At 61.4% G+C, this 21,802-nt stretch carries 23 protein-coding genes; 11 read left to right on the top strand and 12 right to left on the bottom strand.

Translation table 11 applies throughout. The features are described from left to right. Positions 1 to 214: 214 nt before the first annotated feature. From hemE to R0382_RS11825, 3 genes are all read right to left on the bottom strand, one after another. Entirely contained in the window at positions 215 to 1,279 is a 1,065-nt protein-coding gene (hemE, locus tag R0382_RS11835) for a uroporphyrinogen decarboxylase (RefSeq protein ID WP_432719793.1), read from the bottom strand. Positions 1,280 to 1,294: 15 nt separating this feature from the next. Then, positions 1,295 to 2,974, bottom strand: a complete 1,680-nt coding sequence (locus R0382_RS11830; RefSeq protein WP_432719792.1) for an ABC transporter ATP-binding protein/permease — start codon at positions 2,972 to 2,974, stop codon at positions 1,295 to 1,297. A 148-nt stretch (positions 2,975 to 3,122) separates the two neighbouring features. Beyond that, positions 3,123 to 4,808 (bottom strand): glutamine--tRNA ligase/YqeY domain fusion protein, encoded by a 1,686-nt coding sequence (locus tag R0382_RS11825; RefSeq protein ID WP_432719791.1) that lies wholly within the window; start codon positions 4,806 to 4,808, stop codon positions 3,123 to 3,125. A gap of 198 nt (positions 4,809 to 5,006) precedes the next feature. On the opposite strand from R0382_RS11825, the gene R0382_RS11820 reads away from it, so the two are divergent. Continuing rightward, on the top strand, positions 5,007 to 5,576 hold the full coding sequence (locus R0382_RS11820; RefSeq protein ID WP_432719790.1) for a Yip1 family protein: 570 nt from the start codon (positions 5,007 to 5,009) through the stop codon (positions 5,574 to 5,576). A 63-nt stretch (positions 5,577 to 5,639) separates the two neighbouring features. On the opposite strand, the gene R0382_RS11815 is transcribed toward R0382_RS11820, so the two are convergent. From R0382_RS11815 to R0382_RS11805, 3 genes are all read right to left on the bottom strand, one after another. Then, the gene (locus tag R0382_RS11815) at positions 5,640 to 6,881 is read right to left on the bottom strand and encodes a uracil-xanthine permease family protein (RefSeq protein WP_432719789.1); all 1,242 of its coding nucleotides are present in this window, start codon (positions 6,879 to 6,881) and stop codon (positions 5,640 to 5,642) included. A 96-nt stretch (positions 6,882 to 6,977) separates the two neighbouring features. Then, positions 6,978 to 7,604: a uracil phosphoribosyltransferase gene (gene upp, locus R0382_RS11810; RefSeq protein ID WP_432719788.1), complete on the bottom strand. Its 627-nt coding sequence runs from the start codon at positions 7,602 to 7,604 to the stop codon at positions 6,978 to 6,980. A gap of 86 nt (positions 7,605 to 7,690) precedes the next feature. Next, the gene (locus R0382_RS11805; RefSeq protein ID WP_432719787.1) at positions 7,691 to 8,038 is read right to left on the bottom strand and encodes a DMT family protein; all 348 of its coding nucleotides are present in this window, start codon (positions 8,036 to 8,038) and stop codon (positions 7,691 to 7,693) included. 84 nt (positions 8,039 to 8,122) lie between these two features. On the opposite strand from R0382_RS11805, the gene R0382_RS11800 reads away from it, so the two are divergent. Both R0382_RS11800 and R0382_RS11795 read left to right on the top strand, forming a co-directional pair. Next, complete coding sequence (locus R0382_RS11800) at positions 8,123 to 9,160, top strand: tetratricopeptide repeat protein (RefSeq protein WP_432719786.1); 1,038 nt, start codon at positions 8,123 to 8,125, stop codon at positions 9,158 to 9,160. Between the two features lie 14 nt (positions 9,161 to 9,174). Continuing rightward, the gene (locus R0382_RS11795; RefSeq protein WP_432719785.1) at positions 9,175 to 10,305 is read left to right on the top strand and encodes a L,D-transpeptidase family protein; all 1,131 of its coding nucleotides are present in this window, start codon (positions 9,175 to 9,177) and stop codon (positions 10,303 to 10,305) included. Positions 10,306 to 10,357: 52 nt separating this feature from the next. On the opposite strand, the gene R0382_RS11790 is transcribed toward R0382_RS11795, so the two are convergent. Then, on the bottom strand, positions 10,358 to 11,098 hold the full coding sequence (locus R0382_RS11790) for a beta-ketoacyl-ACP reductase (protein WP_432719784.1): 741 nt from the start codon (positions 11,096 to 11,098) through the stop codon (positions 10,358 to 10,360). Positions 11,099 to 11,222: 124 nt separating this feature from the next. Then, positions 11,223 to 11,549 carry a DUF3579 domain-containing protein gene (locus tag R0382_RS11785; RefSeq protein WP_432719783.1) on the bottom strand — a complete coding sequence of 109 codons (327 nt, stop codon included), beginning with the start codon at positions 11,547 to 11,549 and terminating at the stop codon, positions 11,223 to 11,225. 214 nt (positions 11,550 to 11,763) lie between these two features. Here R0382_RS11785 and argF point away from each other — a divergent pair, with 214 nt between their 5' ends. From argF to R0382_RS11745, 8 genes are all read left to right on the top strand, one after another. Continuing rightward, positions 11,764 to 12,678: an ornithine carbamoyltransferase gene (argF, locus tag R0382_RS11780; RefSeq protein ID WP_432719782.1), complete on the top strand. Its 915-nt coding sequence runs from the start codon at positions 11,764 to 11,766 to the stop codon at positions 12,676 to 12,678. Between the two features lie 7 nt (positions 12,679 to 12,685). Continuing rightward, a complete protein-coding gene (gene leuE, locus R0382_RS11775) occupies positions 12,686 to 13,312 on the top strand; it encodes a leucine efflux protein LeuE (RefSeq protein WP_432719781.1) in 627 nt (208 codons plus the stop codon). Positions 13,313 to 13,389: 77 nt separating this feature from the next. Beyond that, positions 13,390 to 14,607: an argininosuccinate synthase gene (locus R0382_RS11770; protein WP_432719780.1), complete on the top strand. Its 1,218-nt coding sequence runs from the start codon at positions 13,390 to 13,392 to the stop codon at positions 14,605 to 14,607. 81 nt (positions 14,608 to 14,688) lie between these two features. After that, positions 14,689 to 14,910 (top strand): DUF2788 domain-containing protein, encoded by a 222-nt coding sequence (locus tag R0382_RS11765; protein ID WP_432719779.1) that lies wholly within the window; start codon positions 14,689 to 14,691, stop codon positions 14,908 to 14,910. 22 nt (positions 14,911 to 14,932) lie between these two features. After that, positions 14,933 to 15,244, top strand: a complete 312-nt coding sequence (locus R0382_RS11760) for a pyrimidine/purine nucleoside phosphorylase (RefSeq protein WP_432719778.1) — start codon at positions 14,933 to 14,935, stop codon at positions 15,242 to 15,244. Positions 15,245 to 15,296: 52 nt separating this feature from the next. After that, a complete protein-coding gene (locus R0382_RS11755) occupies positions 15,297 to 15,791 on the top strand; it encodes a YajQ family cyclic di-GMP-binding protein (protein WP_432719777.1) in 495 nt (164 codons plus the stop codon). 10 nt (positions 15,792 to 15,801) lie between these two features. Continuing rightward, entirely contained in the window at positions 15,802 to 17,679 is a 1,878-nt protein-coding gene (locus tag R0382_RS11750) for a diguanylate cyclase (RefSeq protein ID WP_432719776.1), read from the top strand. Positions 17,680 to 17,742: 63 nt separating this feature from the next. Further along, complete coding sequence (locus R0382_RS11745) at positions 17,743 to 17,910, top strand: DUF3149 domain-containing protein (protein ID WP_432719775.1); 168 nt, start codon at positions 17,743 to 17,745, stop codon at positions 17,908 to 17,910. A gap of 28 nt (positions 17,911 to 17,938) precedes the next feature. Here R0382_RS11745 and R0382_RS11740 read toward each other — a convergent pair whose 3' ends face one another. From R0382_RS11740 to trxA, 4 genes are all read right to left on the bottom strand, one after another. Further along, positions 17,939 to 19,576, bottom strand: coding sequence for an ArnT family glycosyltransferase (locus R0382_RS11740; RefSeq protein WP_432719774.1), 1,638 nt, complete (start codon positions 19,574 to 19,576; stop codon positions 17,939 to 17,941). A gap of 104 nt (positions 19,577 to 19,680) precedes the next feature. Beyond that, on the bottom strand, positions 19,681 to 19,938 hold the full coding sequence (locus tag R0382_RS11735) for a type B 50S ribosomal protein L31 (protein WP_432719773.1): 258 nt from the start codon (positions 19,936 to 19,938) through the stop codon (positions 19,681 to 19,683). 81 nt (positions 19,939 to 20,019) lie between these two features. Continuing rightward, positions 20,020 to 21,276, bottom strand: a complete 1,257-nt coding sequence (rho, locus tag R0382_RS11730) for a transcription termination factor Rho (RefSeq protein ID WP_432719772.1) — start codon at positions 21,274 to 21,276, stop codon at positions 20,020 to 20,022. 188 nt (positions 21,277 to 21,464) lie between these two features. Beyond that, a complete protein-coding gene (gene trxA / locus R0382_RS11725) occupies positions 21,465 to 21,791 on the bottom strand; it encodes a thioredoxin TrxA (RefSeq protein WP_432719771.1) in 327 nt (108 codons plus the stop codon). Positions 21,792 to 21,802 lie beyond the last annotated feature (11 nt).

The following is a 21,802-nucleotide window of genomic DNA, read 5'->3' as shown; positions in this document are numbered from 1 at the left end:
CGCTCTTGCTTCAGCTAGGTTGCACAAATTTTAAACCGAATTCGTATGTCTTTATAAATCAATGACTTAACAAGATTAAACGATACTGAAATATCTGCAGATCGGGCTTGACAAGCTTTGCCTCACCCGCCACTGCTTTGTTAATAACTTACGTTCAACATCAGCGAAAGCATGAGCAATGTCGTGCTAAAGCATTGTCATATTTGATGTTTTTCTAGCCAACATGACGATGTCGTGAAAGCTTGTGCACCGCGTCGACCAGTGCAGCCACATGCTCGGGGGGCGTGAACTGGTTGATGCCGTGGCCGAGGTTGAAGACGTGACCACTGCCGTCGCCGTAGGACGTCAACAGTCGCCCCACTTCGGCCTCGATCGCTGCCGGATTGGCGAACAGCGCATTCGGATCAAAGTTGCCCTGCAGCGCGACACGATCGCCGACACGACGGCGCGCGGCGGCAAGGTCGACGGTCCAGTCAAGGCCGAGCGCATCGCAGCCGGTATCGGCCAGATCCTCGAGCCACAGACCGCCGCCCTTGGTGAACAGGATCACCGGCACGCGACGTCCGTCGGCTTCGCGCTTCAGGCCGCCAACGATGCGCTTCATATAGGCCAGCGAGAACTCGTGGTACTTGCCGTAGGCCAGTGCGCCACCCCAGGTGTCGAAGATCTGCACCGCCTGTGCACCGGCGTCGATCTGCGCGTTCAGGTAGTCGGTCACCGTCTGCGCGTTCACCTCGAGAATGTGGTGCAACAGCTCCGGACGGTCGTACATCATCGTTTTGACGCGACGGAAATCGCTCGAGCTGCCGCCTTCGATCATGTAGCACGCCAGCGTGAACGGGCTGCCGGAGAAACCGATCAGCGGCACGCGGCCATTCAGCGCCTTGCGGATCGACGACACCGCATCGAACACATACTGCAGCTCGCCCAGATCGGGCACCGCGAGCTTGCGGATGGCCGCCTCGTCCTGCAACGGTCGCTCGAACTTCGGGCCCTCGCCTTCGGCGAAATACAGGCCCAGCCCCATCGCATCGGGCACGGTCAGGATGTCGGAGAACAGAATCGCCGCGTCGAGCGGAAAACGCTCGAGCGGTTGCAGCGTCACCTCGGTCGCCAGTTCGGTGTTCTTGCACAGCTGCAGAAAGGAACCGGCCTGTTTGCGCGTGGCGCAGTATTCCGGCAGATAGCGGCCCGCCTGGCGCATCAGCCAGACCGGGGTGTAGTCGACGGGCTGGCGCAGCAAGGCACGTAGGAAAGTATCGTTTTGCAGTGAAGTCATAGTATCGAACCCGGATCAGGCCAGCTGCCAGCTGCCGTCCCCGAGCGTTTCCAGATGATGGTTGTGGAAGGTCAGCAGCGTCGATCGGTGGCCGACGCTGACGATGATGCTGCCGGGCAGCCGGTCTTCGACCAGCTGGTAAAGGATGGCTTCGTTGGTCTCGTCGAGCGCCGAACTGGCTTCGTCCATCATCAGCACGGCAGGACGGATGAACAGCGCCCGCGCAAAGGCGATGCGCTGTTGCTCGCCCAAGCTGAGGATGTGCGACCAGTTGTCGACGTCGTCAAGCCGACCGACGAGGTGGTGGAGCTTGACCGCGTCGAGCAAGGTATTCAGTTCGGCATCGTCGTACGACGGCTGCGCCGGATAGCAGAGCACTTCGCGCAAGGTACCGAGCGGCAGATAGGGCTTCTGCGCCAGGAATAGCACGCCGCGCTCCTTGATATAGGCCATGTCGCCGTCGGCATACGGCCAGATCCCGGCGAGCGTACGCAGCAGCGTCGATTTGCCGCTGCCCGATGGTCCGCGTACCAGCAGCCGATCGCCGGCCTTCAGTGCCAGCGCCAGACCGGCAAACAGCGGCGTGCCATCGGGTCTGCGGACGTTGAGGTCCGCGATGCGCAGCCCTTCGGCCGTCGGAGCAGGCCGCGGCACCGGTAAGGCCTCGACCTTGCTCAGGCTGTCTTCAAAGGTGATCAGCCGGTCGATGATGGCTTTCCAGTTCGCCAGCGATGCGAAGCTGCCGATGACGAAATCCAGCGCGCCATAGACCTGGCCGAACGCGCTATTGATCTGCATCAGCCCGCCCAGCGGGATCTCCTTGGCGAAATAGCGCGGCGCGCCGACGATCATCGGAAAAATGATCGCCAGTTGGCCCCAGAACGAGGTGAACCAGGTCAACCGCTTCTGCCGCTTGACCAGCGCCCAGTAGTTGGCGACGAAGGCATCGATCCGGCCACGCAGCGTGCGCACTTCGCCAACCTCGCCGTGATACAGCGCGACCGATTCGGCGTTCTCGCGCACGCGGACCAGGCCGAAACGGAAATCGGCTTCGCGGCGCTGCTGCTCGAAATTGAGCTTCACCAGCGGCCGGCCAACAAGCACCGTGACCACCGAGCCGACCAGCGCATAGATGAGCGCCACCCAGACCATATAGCCGGGGATATGGAATTCGTGACCGCCAAGCGTGAAATGCAATGGCCCCGACAGTGTCCACAAGATGGTGACGAAGGAGAAGAAGGTCACCAGCGAATTCATCAAGCCAAGCGCCAGACCGAGCGTGCTGCTGACGAACATCTGCGTGTCTTCGGCAATCCGCTGGTCGGGGTTGTCGGTGTGGCGATCGGTCAGCTGCAAGCGGTAGTAGCTCTGGTGATCCAGCCAGCGCTGCGTCATGTGCGCGGCGTACCAGCGCCGCCACTTGAGCTCGAGCATCTGTTGCAGGTAGAAACGGTAGACGCTGATGAAAATCCAGATCGCCGCCAGCCAGCCGAACTTGAAAATGGCCGCCTTGAAGCCGGTGGCATCGTAGTTCTGCAAGGTGTTGTAGAACGTGTTGTACCAGCTGTTGAACAACACATTCATGTACACCGAGCCGAGGTTGAGCCCGATGACGACGGCCAGCAGGCCGTACGCCTTCCATTTCTCCTCGCTGGTCCAGAACGGCTTGGAAAGCCGCCAGAACTGTCTGAACAAGTGTCTGACTGTGGGTACGCTTGCCGGAGCGGCTGGCTGCATTGCGTCGGGTCCTCTGGGCTTAAAAAGACGGGCGAGACCGGCTCGCCCGTGGGATCAGCATCGTAGGATTATGGACAAGGACGTTGTGTCCAAGCCAGCGCCCGCATCAACCGTTTTCCTTCGCCCACGAATCGCGCAGCGTCACGGTGCGATTGAAGACCGGCTTGCCGCCAGCAGTGTGGTCGCGGCGGTCGGTGACGAAGTAGCCGAGGCGCTCGAACTGGTAGCGCGTTTCCGGCTGCGCATCCCTGACGCAAGCCTCGACGTAGCCGGTGACGACCTTGAGCGATTCGGCGTTGATGAACTGCTTGAAGTCGACATACTGGCCATCGTCGCCACGCACCGCATCCGGGCGGGCTTCGGTGAACAGCCGGTCGTACAGGCGCACTTCGGCCTCGACGGCGTGGGAGGCTGAGACCCAGTGGATGACACCCTTGACCTTGCGGCCGACCGGGTTCTGGCCGAGCGTGTCCGGGTCGATCGAGCACTTGAGCTCGACCACGCGGCCGTCGGCGTCCTTGACCACTTCGTCGCACTTGATCACGTAGCTGTAACGCAGGCGAACTTCGCCGCCCGGCGTCAGCCGCTGCCACTTCGGCGGCGGCACTTCGGCGAAATCGTCGCGCTCGATATAGATTTCGCGCGCGATCGGTACTTCGCGCTCGCCCCATTCGGCATGATGCGGATGGAACGGCGCGCTGCGCGAGGCGGTCGTCGCCGGATCGAAATTGGTCAGGGTCACCTTGATCGGATCGAGCACGGCCATCACGCGCGGGCTGGCTTCCTCTAGCGTTTCGCGCACGGCGCCTTCAAGCGACGAGAAATCGACAACGTTCGGCGTCTTCGACACGCCGGCGCGCTGCGCGAACAAGCGCACGCCTTCCGGGCTGTAACCGCGACGGCGCATGCCCGAAATCGTCGGCATGCGCGGGTCGTCCCAGCCGCTGACCAGTTGCTCGTCGACCAGCTGCTTGAGCTTGCGCTTCGAAGTGACGACGTAGAGCGTTTCCAGCCGCGAGAATTCGATCTGCTGCGGGTGGTTGCCGATGCTGATGTTGTCGAGCACCCAGTCGTACAGCGGACGGTGGTCTTCGAACTCGAGCGTGCACAAGGAATGCGTAATGCCTTCGAGCGCATCCGAAATGCAGTGCGTGTAGTCGTACATCGGATAAATGCACCAGTCGTTGCCGGTGCGATGATGTTCGGCCCGCTTGATCCGGTAGATCACCGGGTCACGCATGTTCAGGTTCGGGCTCTGCATGTCGATCTTCAGTCGCAGCGTCTTGCTGCCATCAGCGAACTCGCCGGCTTTCATCCGCCGGAACAGGTCGAGGTTTTCGTCGACCGAGCGCGTACGGTACGGGCTCTCACGGCCCGGCACCTCGAAATTGCCGCGGTATTCGCGCATGGCTTCCGGCGTCAGATCGCAGACGAAGGCCTTGCCGCTCTGGATCAGCTCTTCGGCGTAGTCGTACAGCTGCTGGAAGTAGTTCGACGCGTAGCGCGTTTCGCCGCTCCAGTCGAAGCCGAGCCAGCGCACGTCGTCCTGGATGGCGTGGACGTACTCGTCCTCTTCCTTCTCCGGATTGGTGTCGTCCATGCGCAGATTGCACAGGCCCTGGTAATCCTGGGCGATGCCGAAATTGACGCAGATCGCTTTGGCGTGGCCGACGTGCAGGTAGCCGTTCGGCTCCGGAGGGAAACGCGTCTGCACGGCGCTGCGCTTGCCGCTGGCAAGGTCGGTATCGATGATGTGGCGAATGAAATTGCTGACCGGAAGCTCGTTGCTCATGCTCGATAGGGGGCGAAGGACTCAAACCACCGATTGTAACGGAAAGGCCGCACCGCTTGGACGCGCGCTTTTTACGCCGTTGCATGACCGGCCGCCGGGAAAATACCGAACGGCTGGAATCAGCGCCGACAAACGGGTCTAACCTCATGGAGAGGCGTCCATTCGGCGCAGTTCAATACGGTGGCAAGGAGATCAATCATGAAAGCGAGCGACTACCCCCACATGCTGACATCCTACCATCAGGGCTGGGACGAACTGAAAGCCCGCCATCCCGCCAGCACAACAACGCTGCTGTCGCTGGTGATTCCATTGTCGCTGCTGCCTGCGGCGATGATCCTCTACGCCGGCGGCATCAACGGTAGCTACTACGCACCCGAGGCACCGTTTTCGCGCTGGATTGCCGTCGCGGTAATCTTCTTCTGCGCCGAAATCGTCACCGTATCGCTGATGGCGACGGTGATTCGCCAGATCGCCGCAATGCGCGACTTCTCGACCGACCGCGACAGCGCTTACTTGCTTGCGGCATTGGGCGCCGTACCGTTGTGGCTATCGGCGCTGACGCTGTTCGTGCCGAGCATCCCCTTCAACGCGCTGTGCGGCGCAATCGGGCTCGGCGCGGCCTTCTGCCTGCTGTATCACGGCGTACCGTCGCTGCTCGGCACCACCGAGGACATCGAAGCGCAGGACGTCGCCTATCTGGTGATGTCGGTCGGCGCCGCCGCGTGGGCACTGCTGTGCGCAATGGTGCTGGTGCCGCTGTTCTTCTAGTTCGGCCCTCACCCTGCAAAAAACGGCCCCGCGGGGCCGTTTTCTTATGAGCCTCGCCTGCGGTCAGACATCCTGCCCTTCGACGATGCCTTCGTGATGCTTGTCTTGCGGCAACACGAGGTTGAGCACGATCGCCAGCAAACTCACCAGCCCCACACCGGCGAGGTTCAGATCGCCCAGATGCAGCGTCAGGCCACCGACGCCGCAGGTCAGCACAACGGCAACGATCACCAGATTGCGCGGAGCCATCAGGTCGACCTTGGCATCGATCAGCGTTTTCAGGCCGATCGACGCAATCGTACCGAACAGCAGCACCATGATGCCGCCCATCACCGGCAGCGGAATCGATTGCAAAATCGCATTGAATTTGCCGAAGAACGCCAGCAGCACCGCCAGTACCGCCGCCCAGGTCATGATCACCGGGTTGAAGTTCTTGGTAATCATCAGCGCGCCGGTCACTTCGCCGTAAGTGGTAATCGGCGGGCCGCCGACGAGGCCGGCGAAACACACGCCGAGGCCATCGCCAGCCAGTGTCCGGTGCAGCCCCGGCGACGCCGTGTAGTCCTTGCCGGTCACGCCACCGATCGCCATCACGCCACCGATATGTTCAATCGCCGGCGCAATCGCTACCGGCATCATGAACAGCGCGGCGGCCCAGCTGATTTCTGGGTGGACAATATGCGGCAACGCAAACCATGGCGCAGCGGCGACCGGCGCGAAATCGACCACGCCCATCAATGCCGCGACGGTATAACCGACGAACACACCCGACAGGATCGGCACCAGCCGCAGCATGCCACCGGCAAATACCGCGACGACAATCGTCGTCGCCAGCGAAATTGCCGCCAGCAGGATGGCCGTCTGATACGGAATCAGCTGTTTGCCGCCGCCCTGCCCCATTGCCATGCCCGATGCAGCGACAGCGACCGACAGACCGATGACCATGATCACCGGCCCGATCACCACCGGCGGCAGCAGTTTGTGGATGAAGGCCATGCCGCGCCAGCGGATCAGCGCCGCGATGAGGAAGTACATGAAGCCAGCGGCAAACAGGCCGAACTGCGTCGCCGCCTGACCCCAGGTCTGGATCGAAAAAATGATCGGCCCGATGAAGGCGAACGACGAGCCGAGGAACAGCGGCACCTGCCTTTTGGTCACGACCTGGAACATCAGCGTTCCGACCCCGGCGCCAAGCAGCGCCAGCGCCGGATTGAGGCCAGTCAACAACGGCACCAGCACCAGCGCACCGAAGGCGACGAACAGGATTTGCGCGCCTGAAATTGCTTGTTTGAGAGTGGAAAACATACAGGTCCCCGTATTGGTTTTCTTGGAGAAGGCCGCAGCCAGCTTCTTGGACACAAAACGGGCGCCTTCCGGCGCCCGCTGCAACATGCGTTGCGGTCAGCGCGTGCCGAAGATCTTGTCGCCGGCGTCGCCGAGCCCCGGGATGATGTAACCGTGCTCGTTCAGGTGCGAATCGAGCGACGCGGCATAAATCTGTACATCCGGGTGGGCCTCGTTCACAAGCTTGACGCCCTCGGGCGCCGCCACCATGACGATGGCCTTGATCTCCTTGCAGCCCTTGCGCTTGAGCATCTCGATGGTCGCGACCAGCGAACCGCCAGTGGCCAGCATCGGGTCGATGATCAGCGCCAACCGGTCGTCGAGATCACCGACGAACTTTTCGAAATACGGCTCGGGCTGCAGCGTTTCCTCGTTGCGCGCCAGGCCGACGACACTGATCTTGGCCGACGGCACCAGATCGAGCACACCGTTGAGCATGCCGATGCCGGCGCGCAGGATCGGCACCACGGTCATCTTCTTGCCCTTGATCTGCTGCACATCGACCGGGCCGCACCAGCCATCGATCGTCACCGGCTCGAGCGGCAGATCGCGGGTCGCCTCGTACGCCAGCAAGCGCGCCAACTCGTCGGTCAGCATGCGGAACTTGTTGGTGCTGATCTCGGCGGCGCGCAGCAAGGACAATTTGTGCTGCACGAGCGGATGGTCGACGACGTGAATGTGCATGGCGAATCTCGGTAAACGGAATATATGAATTGATTGTATTCGCCCGCGGCAGGAGCGCCATTGACGAAAGTCTGGCGTTCCGCGCTTCAGTTGCGAAACATGAAGTAGACCGCGCCGACGAGGCACAGCCCCGCCCAGACGAAATCCAGCTTGAACGGCTGGCCGGCATAAAATAAAGCGAAGGGAACGAAAACCGACAGCGTGATCACCTCCTGGATGATCTTGAGCTGCGCCAGCGAGAACGTGCCGTAGCCGATCCGGTTGGCCGGCACCTGTAATAGGTACTCGAACAGCGCAATGCCCCAGCTCAGCAGCGCGGCGATCACCCAAGGCTTGCTGTGCGCGAATTTCAGATGGCCGTACCACGCGAAAGTCATAAACACGTTCGATGCGATTAACAGCAGGATGGTCTGCAAACCAACAGGCAGGGGCATGATCAGCAACCGGTAGAGCCGGGTTTTGATAGAATCGCCGCAGTCTACGTCGGCCGGTCCGTGCCGAAAACAGGAATTATGCTCATGCGCTTGCGTCGCCTCTCCCTTGCTTTGCTGCTGCTGGCCGGAACCGTTCAGGCCGGTGAAAAGGAAGACATCCAGCAGCTACTGCAGACGCGTCAGTACGCGCCGGCATTGGAACGTGCCGACCGCGCCCTGACCAAGACGCCGAAAGACCCGCAAATCCGCTTTCTCCGCGGCCTGGCGCTGACCGAACTCGGCCGCAACGACGATGCGATCAAAACCTTCGTCAGCCTGTCCGAGGACTACCCGCAACTGCCCGAGCCGTACAACAATCTGGCCGTGCTGTACGCGCAGCAGAACCAGTACGATAAGGCACGGACCGCACTGCAGATGGCGATCCAGACCAATCCGAGCTACTCGACTGCGCACGAAAACCTTGGCGATCTGTACGCGCGGCTCGCATCGCAGGCCTACGACAAGGCCTTGCAACTCGAGGGCAACAAGGGCAGCGCACAAACCAAGCTGAAGCTCGTCAACGAACTGTTCAGCCGCAATGGCACACCGGCGCGGCCGGTCACACCAAGCAAGACGCCGACGCCGGCACCCGTGGCCATCGCCATGGCACCGGTGAAGCCGACTGTCGCGCCGGCGCCGGCAGCAGCGCCGACGCCAGCGCCCATCCCGAAGCCGACTCCCACGCCGGCCCCCACTCCGCAGCCGACGCCGACACCAGCGCCGAAGCCAACCGTCGACCCGCGTCAGCAGGACGTCATCGCAGCCGTGCAGCGTTGGGCGCAAAACTGGGACAAGCAGAACGTCGAAGGCTACCTCGCCGCCTATACCCGGACCTATGCGCCGGCCGGCCTGAACCACAAGGACTGGGAAAAGCAACGACGCACGCTGGTTGGCGGCCCCAAGTCGATCGAAGTCAAGCTGTCGGACATTCGCGTCGATTTCGGTGACGACGACAAGACCGCCAAAGTGCGCTTCCGCCAGAGCTACCGCTCCGACCGCCTGACCAGCACCACCGGCAAAACGCTGGTACTGGAAAAGAGCGGTGGCGACTGGCTGATCAGCGATGAGCGCTCGGGGCGCTGATAGGCTGAATCATCATGTCGTCCACGTTGTCCCGGGCCCGGCGCCTCATTGCCGTACTGCTTCTGCTGGTGCTCGCACCGGCGGCCCAACCTAAATTCACCGCACCGATGAGCGCGTCGCTCGACGCTGCGTCCCAGTCGCGCGAAGGGCGTGCAGCCAAGGGCACGCCCGAGCAGATGATCGTCGCCGCCATCGACGCCATCCGCGCCGGACGGATGCGCGACGCACGCGCCACCGTCGACGCGCTGCTCGTCCGCGAGCCGGATTACCGTCTGGCCCACCTGCTGTCGGCCGATCTTTACGCGATGCATAACGGCCCGCTGCGCACCGTCGGCGGTGCAGCCAGCGGACCGGCGGATCTGCTCGAAGGCCTGCGCCACGAAGCCATGGCGCGTGTTCAGGCCAGCCGCAATCCACCGCCCGCGGACGCCTTGCCGGCCAACCTTCTGATCCTGGCGCCGAAACAGCATCACGCCGTCGTGGTGGAAACGGACACCTCGCGCGTCTATCTGTTCAGCAACGATCAGGGCGTACCCCGACGGATCGCCGACTTCTATACGACCATCGGCAAGCTCGGCGTCGATAAATACAAGGAAGGCGACCAGCGTACCCCGCTCGGGGTGTACTTCGTCACCAGCGAAATGCCCAGGGCGCAGCTCGATGCGATGCTCGGCAAAAAAGCCGACCTATATGGCATCGGCGCCTGGCCGATCTCGTATCCAAACGAGCTGGACATCCAGCAGGGACGCACCGGGCATGGTATCTGGCTGCATGGTGTGCCCTACGACACCTATGCGCGCTCGCCATGGTCGTCGAACGGTTGCGTTGCGCTCGGCAACGAGGACATGCACTTGCTGTCGTCCAGCCTGCAGGTCGGCATCACGCCGGTCGTTATCGTCCGCAAGATCAACTGGCTACCGCGCGATGCCTGGCAGCAACAACGCCAGGCCGCGCTCGCCATGGTCGATCGGGGTCAGGCGGGAGCACTCCCCGAAGATCTCAGCGTGCTTGCCGGCGACATCGCCGCGGAACAGCGCGTGGCGACCTTCGACGATGCCCAGGCCGGCGGTGTCCGGCGCCAGTATTGGCAACGGACCGGCAACGACTGGCAAGTCGTCTGGGACGGACCGGCCAAATCAGGTTGAACAATAAAAAAGCCCGGGCGACCCCCGGGCTTTTTTTGTTTTCGCACTAGTATCAGAGCGTCAGACCGCCGGTCACCTCGATCGCGGCGCCATTGATGTAGCTGGCCTCGTCGCTGGCAAGGAAGGCATAAACATTGGCGATTTCCTCGGGCTGCGCCAAGCGGCGCATCGGCACGCGCTCCTCGAGCGCGGCGATCACTTTTTCCGGCATGCTCTTGAGAATCGGTGTCGCCACAAAGCCCGGGCACACTGCGTTGGCACGAATGCCCTTCTTGCCGAGTTCCTTGGCCCAGGTCTTGACGAAGCCGATCACGCCGAATTTGCTTGCGGCATAGTTGGTCTGACCGAAATTGCCATAGACACCCACAACCGACGAGGCGTTAAGGATCACGCCACCACCCTGTGCCACCATGGTCTCGACGACGGCACGGGTACAGTTGTAAACACCCTTGAGATTGATATCGATGACCTGGTCAAACTGCTCGTCGGTCATCTTCGTGAGCTGGGCGTCCAGCACGATGCCGGCATTGTTCACCAGCACGTCGATCCTGCCGAAACCGGCTTTCACGCCTTCGACCATCTCGGCGATCTGCACGCGATTGGTCACGTCGACGAGATGGCCACTCGCCTCTGCGCCACCCGCCACCAGCTCGGACACGACATCGTCGATCCCTTGCTGGTTGACGTCGCACACGGCGACTTTGGCCCCTTCAGCGGCAAACTTCTTTGCCGTCGCGTAACCGATACCACTGGCGCCGCCGGTGATGATCGCAACTTTGCCTTTCAGTCTCATCTCGTACACCCCATTCCGCATCGCAAAATACGCCCACTCCCGGGCTCTTGAATGCAGGATAGTCAGAATTGTGCGGCGCAACAAGTCACGACAGCCAACCGTCGGGCGGCTGGGGGACAACCGTTCAGGCGGCCGGCGCTCGGCCTGGCGGTACCGCGTTGTACTGGTCGATCAGCGTGCGGCAGTCGACGATGCGCAAGTCATTGTCGCGCGCAAACGTCATGATGAATTCGAAGACGCGCGGGTCGATTTTCTCGAGCTGCTTGTCCACCGCCACGCAACGCACGTTCTCGTGCACCATGGGCCGGACATACGGCGCATACGAAAGCTTCTGGTCGAAGCCGAAAGTGGAAAGAATGCCCGACAGCCGCTCAGCCCAGTCGCTAGGCCGGAACTCCCTGCCGTTGCTGGTGATGCCCTGGATGATAATTTCGTATGGATTACAGATCATTGGCTATCAGCTGAATAGAAGATTCGGAGGCGCGCATTCAAGCCCCGCGCTGAGCGAATTGTACCACCGCGCATCAGCGAACGAACGCGTCCAGCCATCCGGCGAACGCTCAAGCTGCTGCAGCGTTCTTGCCAGTAACCGACAAACCGCTGAATAATAGCCGTTTTATCAGAAAAAACGTGCGCGCGATTGCCGCGACGACAAAGGCCTGCCGATGCGTCATTACCTGCAATTCTCCGACTTCTCCCGCGAAGAGTACGACTACCTGTTCCGGCGCACCAAGATCATCAAGGAGCGCCTGAAGGCCGGCGAGCTTTACCAGCCCTTCGTCGGCAAAGTGCTCGGCATGATCTTCGAAAAATCGTCGACGCGTACCCGGGTGTCGTTCGAAGCCGGGATGGCACAGTTCGGCGGTCACGCCATGTTCATCCAGAGCAAGGACACCCAGTTGGGCCGCGGCGAACCGATCGAGGACGTCGCGCAGGTTATCAGCCGCATGGTCAACATCGTCATGGTGCGCACCTACGAGCAGAGCATCATCGAGCGCTTTGCCGAGAATTCGCAGGTACCGGTGATCAACGGCCTGACCAACGAATACCACCCGTGTCAGATCATGGCCGACATCTACACCTATATCGAACGCTTCGGCTCGATCGAAGGCAAGACGGTGGCGTGGATCGGCGACAGCAACAACGTCAGCCGTACCTGGCTGCAGGCCGCCAAGACGTTCAACTTCAAGCTCAACCTCGCCTGCCCGCGTGGTTATGAAATGACCGTGCTCGATGGCCAGACCTACGGCAGCGAGAACTTCGAGCAGTTCTACGACCCGTACCAGGCCGCGCGTGATGCCGACATCGTCACCACCGACGTCAGCGTGTCGATGGGTTACGAGCGCGAAACGCTGCAGCGCAAGAAGGACTTCATCAATTACAAGGTGTCGGAAAAGCTGATGATGCAGGCCAAGGCCAAGGCCTTGTTCATGCACTGCCTGCCGGCACACCGCGGCGAGGAAGTCGATCCGGAAGTGATCGACGGACCGCAATCGGTTGTCTGGGACGAAGCGGAAAACCGCATGCACACCCAGAAAGCCGTGATCGAATATCTGCTGCTGGGCAAGATCGAGGACTGATTCAACCGTGTCGATTCTGGGTATCACCGACATCGCGACCTATCTGGTCGGTACCGTGGTCATCATTCTGATGCCAGGGCCGAACTCGCTGTTTGCGCTGTCGGTCGCCGCCAAGCGCGGCGCCCGTGCCGGCTTTGCAGCGGCCGCGGGCATCGTCACCGGCGACTTCGTGCTGATGCTGGCCGCAGGGCTCGGCGTTGCCTCGCTGATGCAGGCCTATCCGGTGGCATTCGATCTGGTTCGATATGCCGGCGCCGCCTATCTGGGCTGGCTGGGGCTGAAGCTGGTGTTCGGCCGTCGGGGTCCAAACAACGCCGAGCAGATCGACGTGCCGGCCCAGCACATCTACAAACAGGCGTTGTCGATCTCGCTGGTCAACGTCAAGGCCATCCTGTTTTTCATGGCCTTCTTCCCGCAGTTCGTCGATCCGTCCTACCCGCATGTCGCGGTCACGTTCGCCGCGCTTGGACTGATCGTTCAGTTCACCAGCATCAGCTATCTGACCTTGCTGATCCTCGCTGGCGCGCGCATCGCGCAAAGGCTGGCGCGACGACGATGGATCGCGCCGCTGCTGGGCAGGCTCACCGGCCTGCTGTTTGTCAGCTTCGGCGCCAGACTCGCACTGGGGCGCTAGGCCCCAAAACCGTTATTTCCGGTTGCGCATGCGCAACCGCTCCTGTTTGACCCAACTGTTACCGATCGGGGAATTCCATGTCTGATGTAAAGAAAGTCGTACTCGCCTATTCGGGCGGCCTGGACACGTCGGTGATCCTGAAGTGGCTTCAGGACACCTATCAGTGCGAGGTCGTCACCTTCACCGCCGACCTAGGCCAGGGTGAAGAGCTGGCGCCGGCACGTGAAAAGGCCCTGAAGTTCGGCATCAAGCCGGAAAACATCTACATCGACGACGTGCGTGAAGAGTTCGTCCGCGATTTCGTCTTCCCGATGTTCCGCGCCAACGCGCTGTACGAAGGCGAATACCTGCTCGGCACCTCGATCGCCCGCCCGCTGATCGCCAAGCGCCTGATCGAAATCGCCCGCGACACCAAGGCCGACGCGATCAGCCACGGTGCGACCGGCAAGGGCAACGACCAGGTTCGTTTCGAGCTCGGCGCCTACGCGCTGATGCCGGAAGTGAAGGTCATCGCGCCGTGGCGCGAGTGGGATCTGCTGAGCCGCGAAAAGCTGATGGCCTACGCCGAAGCCAACGGCATCGAAGTCGATATGAAGCACAAGAACGGCGGTGCGCCGTACTCGATGGACGCCAACCTGCTGCACATCAGCTTCGAAGGCCGTCACCTCGAAGACCCGAAGGCCGTGGCCGAGGAATCGATGTGGCGCTGGACCGTGTCGCCGGAAGCGGCACCGGATGCGGCCGAGTTCGTCGACCTCGAGTTCGAGAACGGTGACGTCGTCGCGATCAACGGCGTGCGTCTGAAGGCCCACGAAGTGCTGGCCAAGCTGAACGAACTTGGCGGCAAGCACGGCATCGGCCGTCTTGATCTGGTCGAAAACCGCTACGTCGGCATGAAGAGCCGCGGCTGCTACGAAACCCCGGGCGGCACCATCCTGCTGAAGGCCCACCGCGGCATCGAGTCGATCACCCTCGACCGTGAAGTGGCGCACCTGAAGGATGACCTGATGCCGCGCTACGCCAGCCTGGTGTACAACGGCTACTGGTGGAGCCCGGAGCGCGTGGCGCTGCAAACCCTGATCGACCACACCCAGAAGAACGTCAACGGCTGGGTTCGCGTCAAGCTGTACAAGGGCAGCGTTTCGGTCGTTGCACGCGACTCGAAGGACACGCTGTTCGATCAGACGATCGCGACCTTCGACGATGACGGCGGCGCCTACAACCAGGCCGATGCCGGCGGCTTCATCAAGCTGAACGCGCTGCGCCTGCGCATTGCCGGCAAGAAAGGCCGCTGATCGCCGTCCCGCTTGCCGGGGGCTTGAACCCCCACAGCAAGCGGCTGCTTCCCACTACCAGCAGGACTGAGTACGAATCCGATGCTCGAAGCCTTTTTGAATATGGACGAAGAGACGTTCACCACCCTGTCGGTGACCATCCTCTGCACCGCGCTGATCGCGTACATGTGCTTCATCATTTACAAATTGGCCAAGGACTCCAAGGCCGGACGCTACGGCACCATCGTGCTGGCTTTCGTACTCGGCTTCGGCATGTTCGGCTTCATCGCCAAGACAGTCCTGACCGAAGTGCTGCAAAAATAACCTGACCGCCAAGGAGTTGTTTGTGTCCCAGTTCGACAATGTTGCCGTCGTCAAGAAAGCCAATGTCTACTTCGACGGCAAGTGCGTATCGCACACCGTCATCCTCGCCGACGGCACCCGCAAGTCGGTCGGCGTGATTCTGCCGGCCAAGCTGGTGTTCAACACCGGCGCACCGGAAATCATGGAGCTGATCGACGGCAGCTGCACGGTCAAGCTCGCCGGCGAGAGCGAAGCCCGCGCCTACAAGGGCGGCGAATCGTTCAATGTGCCGGGTGATTCGAGCTTCGAAATCGACGTGTCCGACACCGTGCACTACGTCTGCCACTTCGGCTGATGCAACCGGGGCGGCAATTGCTGCCCCGTATTTACCTAGCAAGAGAAAGACCATGCCCTCATTTGATATCACCTCCGAAGTCGACATGGTCGCGATGAAAAACGCGATCGATGTGGCCGAGCGTGCCATCGTCAACCGTTACGATTTCAAGGGCACCAGCGCCAAGGTCGAACTGAACGAGAAGGACGAAACCATCACCTTGCATGGCGATTCGGACTTCCAGCTCGACCAGATCAAGGAACTGCTATTTCCCGCCCTCGAGAAGAAAGAGCCGGACAGCAGCAAGCGTCTTGAAGCCGGCGAAGTGCAAAAGATTTCCGGCAACAAGGTCAAGCAGGTGCTGAAGGTCAAGGCCGGCATCGACCAGGAGCTGGCCAAGAAGATCATCAAGCTGATCAAGGATGGCAAACTCAAGGTACAGACGGCGATTCAGGGCGATGCGGTGCGCGTTACCGGCGCCAAGCGCGATACCCTGCAGGAAGTGATCGCGCTGATCCGCAAGTCGATCACCGACTTCCCGCTGCAGTACCAGAACTTCCGCGACTGAGTTTTCGCGCATGCGCAAAACCCTGCTGCGCTGGTCAGCACGCCAATCGCTACTGAGCGGTGCCGTGACCGCCTTGTTCGCGCTTGGCCTGCTGCTGATCCTCAGCCTGCAGGTCAATAACTCCTATCGCGCCGAGGTACAGCGCGCGCGCGACGAAGCGCAGAACCTCGCTGGCGTGCTGGAAGGCCAGTTGGGTTCGGCCTTGCGCGAAATCGATCTGGTCATCAATGGCCTGACACAACAGCTGCAGCCGGCCGACCTGCGCGAGCAGGACCTGGGCGAAACCCGCAACAAGGAGCTGCAGAGCCTGTTGCTCGACCAGTTGGCGCAAATCCGACAGCTCGACAACCTCGGGCTCTTCAGCCCCGGCGCGGTACTGACGCACCGGGCGCTTGATGTGCCCGGCAGCAATATCCCGCTCAAGCCCGAATCACTCGAACGATTGCGCAACAACCCCTTCGTCGAGCGTGATTACGTTCGGCTCACCAATAACGATGGCCTGCAGCGCCCAGGCCTGATCATCGTGCGTCGTGTTGAAACCACGTCGGGCCAGCTCGACGGCTGGGTCGGCGCGACGCTCACGACACAATACTTCGACCGTGTTTTCGGTACGCTGTCGCTGGGGCAACAGGGCGTGGCGATGCTCGTCGACGAGCGGCTTGGCGTCATCGCCAGTTATCCGGCCAAGCCTGCCGGCTTCGAGCCTGACGCGGCCACGCTGCGCGCGCTCCGCGATGGCGCACAGGACGGGATCCAGATCCGCCAGACCCGGGTCGACGGCATCACGCGCCAGACCGCCTATCAGCAGATCGGTCACAGCCCCTTCTTCGTCGCGGTCAGTCTGTCGTCGAATGACTATCTCGCGCGCTGGCAGACCGAGACGCGGTACTACCTGATCGGCGGCGCCTTGTTGCTGGCGATGGCGTTGCTGATGACGTATTTTTTCTGGCAATCGCGGCAGCTGTCGACCCACCTGCGCCACAAGGAAAAACGCCTCGACGCCAGCGAATCACGGTTTCGCCAGATGATCGAAACGACGCCAGTTGCACTCGTGCTGAGCCGACCCGGCGATCATTTCATCACCTACATCAATCAACAGGCTGCGCAGATGTTTGCCTTGCCCCAGGCCGCGGCGCTGTCGATGCGTGTATTCCAGCTCTATCAGGACCGGCTCGACTTCCTCAATCAGCTTGAGAACGTTCGCCAGGGACAAGCTGTACGCAATCTAGAAGTGAGACTGCGCCGCAGCAATGGCGAAACGTTCTGGGGCCACCTGTCGATGTCGCTGGCACAGGGTAGCGCCGGCACCACGTTGCTGATCGGCATCAGCGACATCACCGAGCACAAGGCACTGGAGACCGAACTACAGCATCGGGCCACGACCGACGGCCTGTCCGGCCTGGCCAATCGTGCCCATTTCATGGATGTCGCCAACCATGAGCTGATCCGGGCACAGCGCTACGGCCGGCCGCTGACCTTGATGATGATCGACATCGACCACTTCAAGCGCATCAACGACGAGTACGGCCACGATGCCGGCGACGCGGCGATTCGCGCCATCGCGGCACTGTGCCGCAGCACGCTGCGCGACGCCGACCTGATCGGCCGCCTGGGCGGCGAAGAATTCGCAGCCTTGCTGCCGGAAACGCCGATGCCGATGGCGCTGCTGGTAGCCGAGCGGCTGCGCGCCCGGATCGAGTCGCACGAGCTGATCATTCCCAGCGGCGAAACAATCCGCTTTACCACCAGTATCGGCCTCACTGCATTGGCGCCAAACGACGCGTTGATCGATCCGCTACTCAAGCGCGCCGACCTCGCCTTGTACGAAGCCAAGCATGGCGGCCGCAATCGGGTCAGCCAGCGTCACAGCGACGCACTCGCCTCTTGATCGGCATCAAGGCCTGCCTTGCATACACTTGGCATATTGGGGCATCAACGCCGGAGCCCCATCATGGAAAATACGCCGCTGCAAACGCTGTTCATGTCCGATATCGGCCTGCTGAGCCTGTTTACCATTGCCTTTGTCTGCGGCATGGCCGTTTATCTTTGCTGGTTCATTCGCCGCAACGTGCTCAATGCCGTTGAGTCCGAGGACAAGCCGGTTTCATCGCGGGAATAAAAAAAAGGCGGGTTCCCCCGCCGTTTTTTTATTCCGAGTCAGGCAACTCTATCAAGTAGAAATGCTCGCGATTCTCACCCGCGCGCTGCCCTTCCCAGCGCACCCAGGAGCCGGCCGGCGGCGTACCCTGGCGTAGCACCAAGGGGCATTCGTCTGCAGTCGGACCGTTGCGGAGCCGGATGCCGGCAAAATAATCCAGCGACGCCAGCATCGATGTCGACACTTCACCGGCAATGCATCCCGGCACTTGCTGATCCAGCACCTGTCGCAATGACAGTGCAACGTCGCGATAGCTCTTCGAAGCATCAAGCCACGGTTGCCACAGGCCGATCAGCACGCCCCAGATTAGGGTCACGCCACACGCCCAGTTGGTCACGGCTTGACGACCGAGTGAGCGCTTGCGCAGCAACACCGAGCACCAGACGACCGTCATCAGCACCGCCAGCAGCAGACCGCCAAAATGCCACGAGCGCTGATAGGCCGGACTGGCAGCCTGCAAGGCCATGCTCCAGCTGGCAGGCACGCCGAGATGCAGGACCAGCCAGCCCAGCCACAACAGACCGGCACCGATGCCGAACGTCATCACGCCAAACCAGTTCAGCGCAGCAGCGGCGCCACGCCGCAAGCTATCGATGCCGGCACCGGCCAGCAGCGCCAGCGATGGCAGCAATACCAGCAGATCCGACTCGCGCGCATCGCCCGCCAGCAGCAACCACAGCAGGCCCAGCCCCGCCATTGCGGCAGGCAGAATCAATCTGGGCTGGGTGCGGAGTTCGGCGCGATTGCTCCAGAGCCCCCAGAACGCCAGCGGCAGCGCCGGCCAGGCAAACCACAGCACGACCGACAGCACGTAGCCGGTCGAGCCAAACAGGGCAACGTCGCCAAGCCCGTCATAAGGTCCCAAGGCAAACAAGTGCAGCCAATGGGCAAAGGCGGCCGGATCGAACCGCGCCAGATCGATCAACCAGATGGCGCCAATGGGGAGCGCAACCACCAAGGCCGCAAGCAGCGTCACCAGATAGGCAAGGCGACGCCACGGGCCAACGGCGCCGACAGCCACCGCCATCAACACCGCCAGCGCCAATTGTCCCAGATTGCTACCGGCAATCAGCACCAGCCAGACCAGGCCCAGCAGCAGCCCCGCCTGCAATGGCTGACGGCGCGCATAGGCCAGTGCATAGGCCAGCCAGGAAAAGGCGGTCAGCGTCAGAATCGGCGGCGCCAGATGGTGTCCCCAGACGATCAGTCCGATCGATCCGATCAAGACCATCACACAGACACGCCCCTGCCGGCGGCCGAACAGCTCGCGGCCGGCCAGGCCGACCCCCCACATCGCCAGCGCTGTCCACGCCCCGGTCACCAGCCGCGCAGCATCATGGATCTGCATCCCGAGCTTGCCGAGTGGCCAGGCAAACAGCGCGGCACTCCAGTAGTACAGCGGACCGGCAATCAGATGCGGCTGCTCGCCAAAAAACGGCAACGACCAGTGTTGTCCGGACAGGAAACGTCCGATGACCGCTGCGGTTTCCAGCTCACCCGGCTTCCATGGATCGTGCCCCACCAGCCCTGGGAAGACCCAGAACACACAGAGCATCAACAGCAGCCAAGGCTTGTCAGACGGCGGCTGGGGCGTTTCTCGTTCGGAAGGCGGCAGATAGGTCAGCATGCGGATGCAGATCGGAGACGTTGGGAGGCGCGAAGGGAAAGGATAAGCGCAGAAGACAAAAAAGGCAGCCGTAAAGCTGCCTTTTTGTTTGACCGGGTTCCGGCTTACTTGCTGTACATCGCGTACTTGTTGCGGAACTTCTCGATACGGCCGGCGGTGTCGACAATCTTTTGCTTGCCGGTGTAGAACGGATGCGATTCCGACGACACGTCCAGACGCACGACCGGGTATTCCTTACCGTCGGTCCACTTCATGGTTTCGGCGCCCTTGGCCTTCAGGGTCGAGCGGGTCAGGAATTTGAAGTCAACGCTTGCGTCGAAGAAGATGACTTCTTTGTATTCGGGATGGAGATCGGCTTTCATGGTTTTTCCTAAGGTTTGCGCGCCGGGATTGTGCCGGCGCAAGACCCGATATTATTCCAGATCGGGTCCAGTGCGGCAAGGTTAGCGGCGCATCGAATCGAAGAAATCGTTGTTCGTCTTCGTGGCCTTGATCTTGTCGAGCAGGAATTCCATCGCCTCAAGATCGTCCATCGGGTAAAGCAGCTTGCGCAGCACCCAGATTTTCTGCAGCTGTTCCTGCGGGATCAGCAACTCTTCGCGACGGGTACCCGAGCGGTTGATGTTGATCGCCGGGAACTGGCGCTTTTCGGCCATGCGGCGATCAAGGTGCAATTCGTTGTTGCCGGTGCCCTTGAACTCTTCGTAGATCACGTCGTCCATGCGCGAACCGGTATCGATCAGCGCGGTGGCGATGATCGTCAGGCTGCCGCCCTCTTCGATATTGCGCGCGGCGCCGAAGAAGCGCTTCGGGCGCTGCAATGCATTGGCGTCGACACCACCGGTCAGCACCTTGCCCGAAGCCGGAACGACGGTGTTGTAGGCGCGAGCCAGACGCGTGATCGAATCGAGCAGGATGACAACGTCCTTCTTGTGCTCGACCAGACGCTTGGCCTTTTCGATGACCATTTCGGCGACCTGCACGTGGCGCGTCGCCGGCTCGTCAAACGTCGAGCTGATGACTTCGCCGCGCACCGAGCGCGTCATTTCGGTCACTTCTTCCGGACGCTCGTCGATCAGCAAGACGATCAACACCACGTCCGGGTGATTGGCGGTAATCGCGTGGGCGATATTCTGCAGCATCACGGTTTTACCGGTTTTCGGCGGCGCCACCACCAGCGCGCGCTGACCCTTGCCGATCGGCGCGATCAGATCGATCACGCGGCCGGTGATGTTTTCTTCGGCCTTGATCGCCCGCTCGAGATTGAGGCGGCGATTCGGGAACAGCGGCGTCAGGTTTTCGAACAGGATCTTGTTCTTCGAGACTTCCGGCGGCTGGTCATTGATCTTGTCGACCTTCACCAGCGCAACATAACGCTCGCCCTCTTTCGGCGTGCGGATCTCGCCCTCGACGGTATCGCCGGTGTGCAGGTTGAAGCGGCGGATCTGGCTCGGACTGACGTAAATGTCATCCGGACCGGCAAGATAGCTGGTGTCCGGGCTGCGCAGGAAGCCGAAACCATCGGGCAGCACTTCCAGCGTACCGTCACCGAAGATGCTCTCGCCCTTCTTGGCCTGGTTTTTGAGCAGCGCAAAGATCAAATCCTGCTTGCGCATGCGGTTGGCGCCGTCGATTTCGAACTTGGTGGCCATTTCGACCAGTTCGGTAACGTGCAGCGGCTTAAGGTCGGACAAATGCATAGGGGCGGCCGATAGAATATGGGCGGTGGAGTCGGGAAGACCAGGATTGGTGCGGGAACGGCTGCGCGGGAGAACCCCGACGCATAGAATAGTTGTAAGCGTATACGCCAACAAAACGCAATGTCAAGGCGGGCAGCCCTGGGGCTTGCCCGCCTTGCGAACCACCGACGCGTGCGGCGGCCGGGAAATTACAGGTTGCTGTCGAGGAAAGCAGTCAGTTGCGACTTCGACAGTGCGCCAACCTTGGTCGCCTTCACTTCGCCGTCGACGAACAGCATCAGCGTCGGAATGCCACGAATACCGAACTTCGGCGGCGTACCCTGGTTTTCGTCGATGTTGAGCTTGGCGATCTTGAGCTTGCCGGCGTAATCAACCGCCACTTCGTCAAGAATCGGCGCGATCATCTTGCAAGGGCCGCACCATTCAGCCCAGTAGTCGACGAGGACCGGGGTCTGTGCCTGAAGCACGTCGGCGTCAAAGCTGGCATCGGTTACTTGCACGATATGTTCGCTCATGAAAAATCTCC

Origin of the sequence: Jeongeupia wiesaeckerbachi, from assembly GCF_050916355.1 — a bacterium.
GTDB classification, from domain to species: domain Bacteria; phylum Pseudomonadota; class Gammaproteobacteria; order Burkholderiales; family Chitinibacteraceae; genus Jeongeupia; species Jeongeupia wiesaeckerbachi.
Note: the sequence above shows the minus strand (reverse complement) of the source record. Positions and strands in the feature narration are given on the sequence as shown.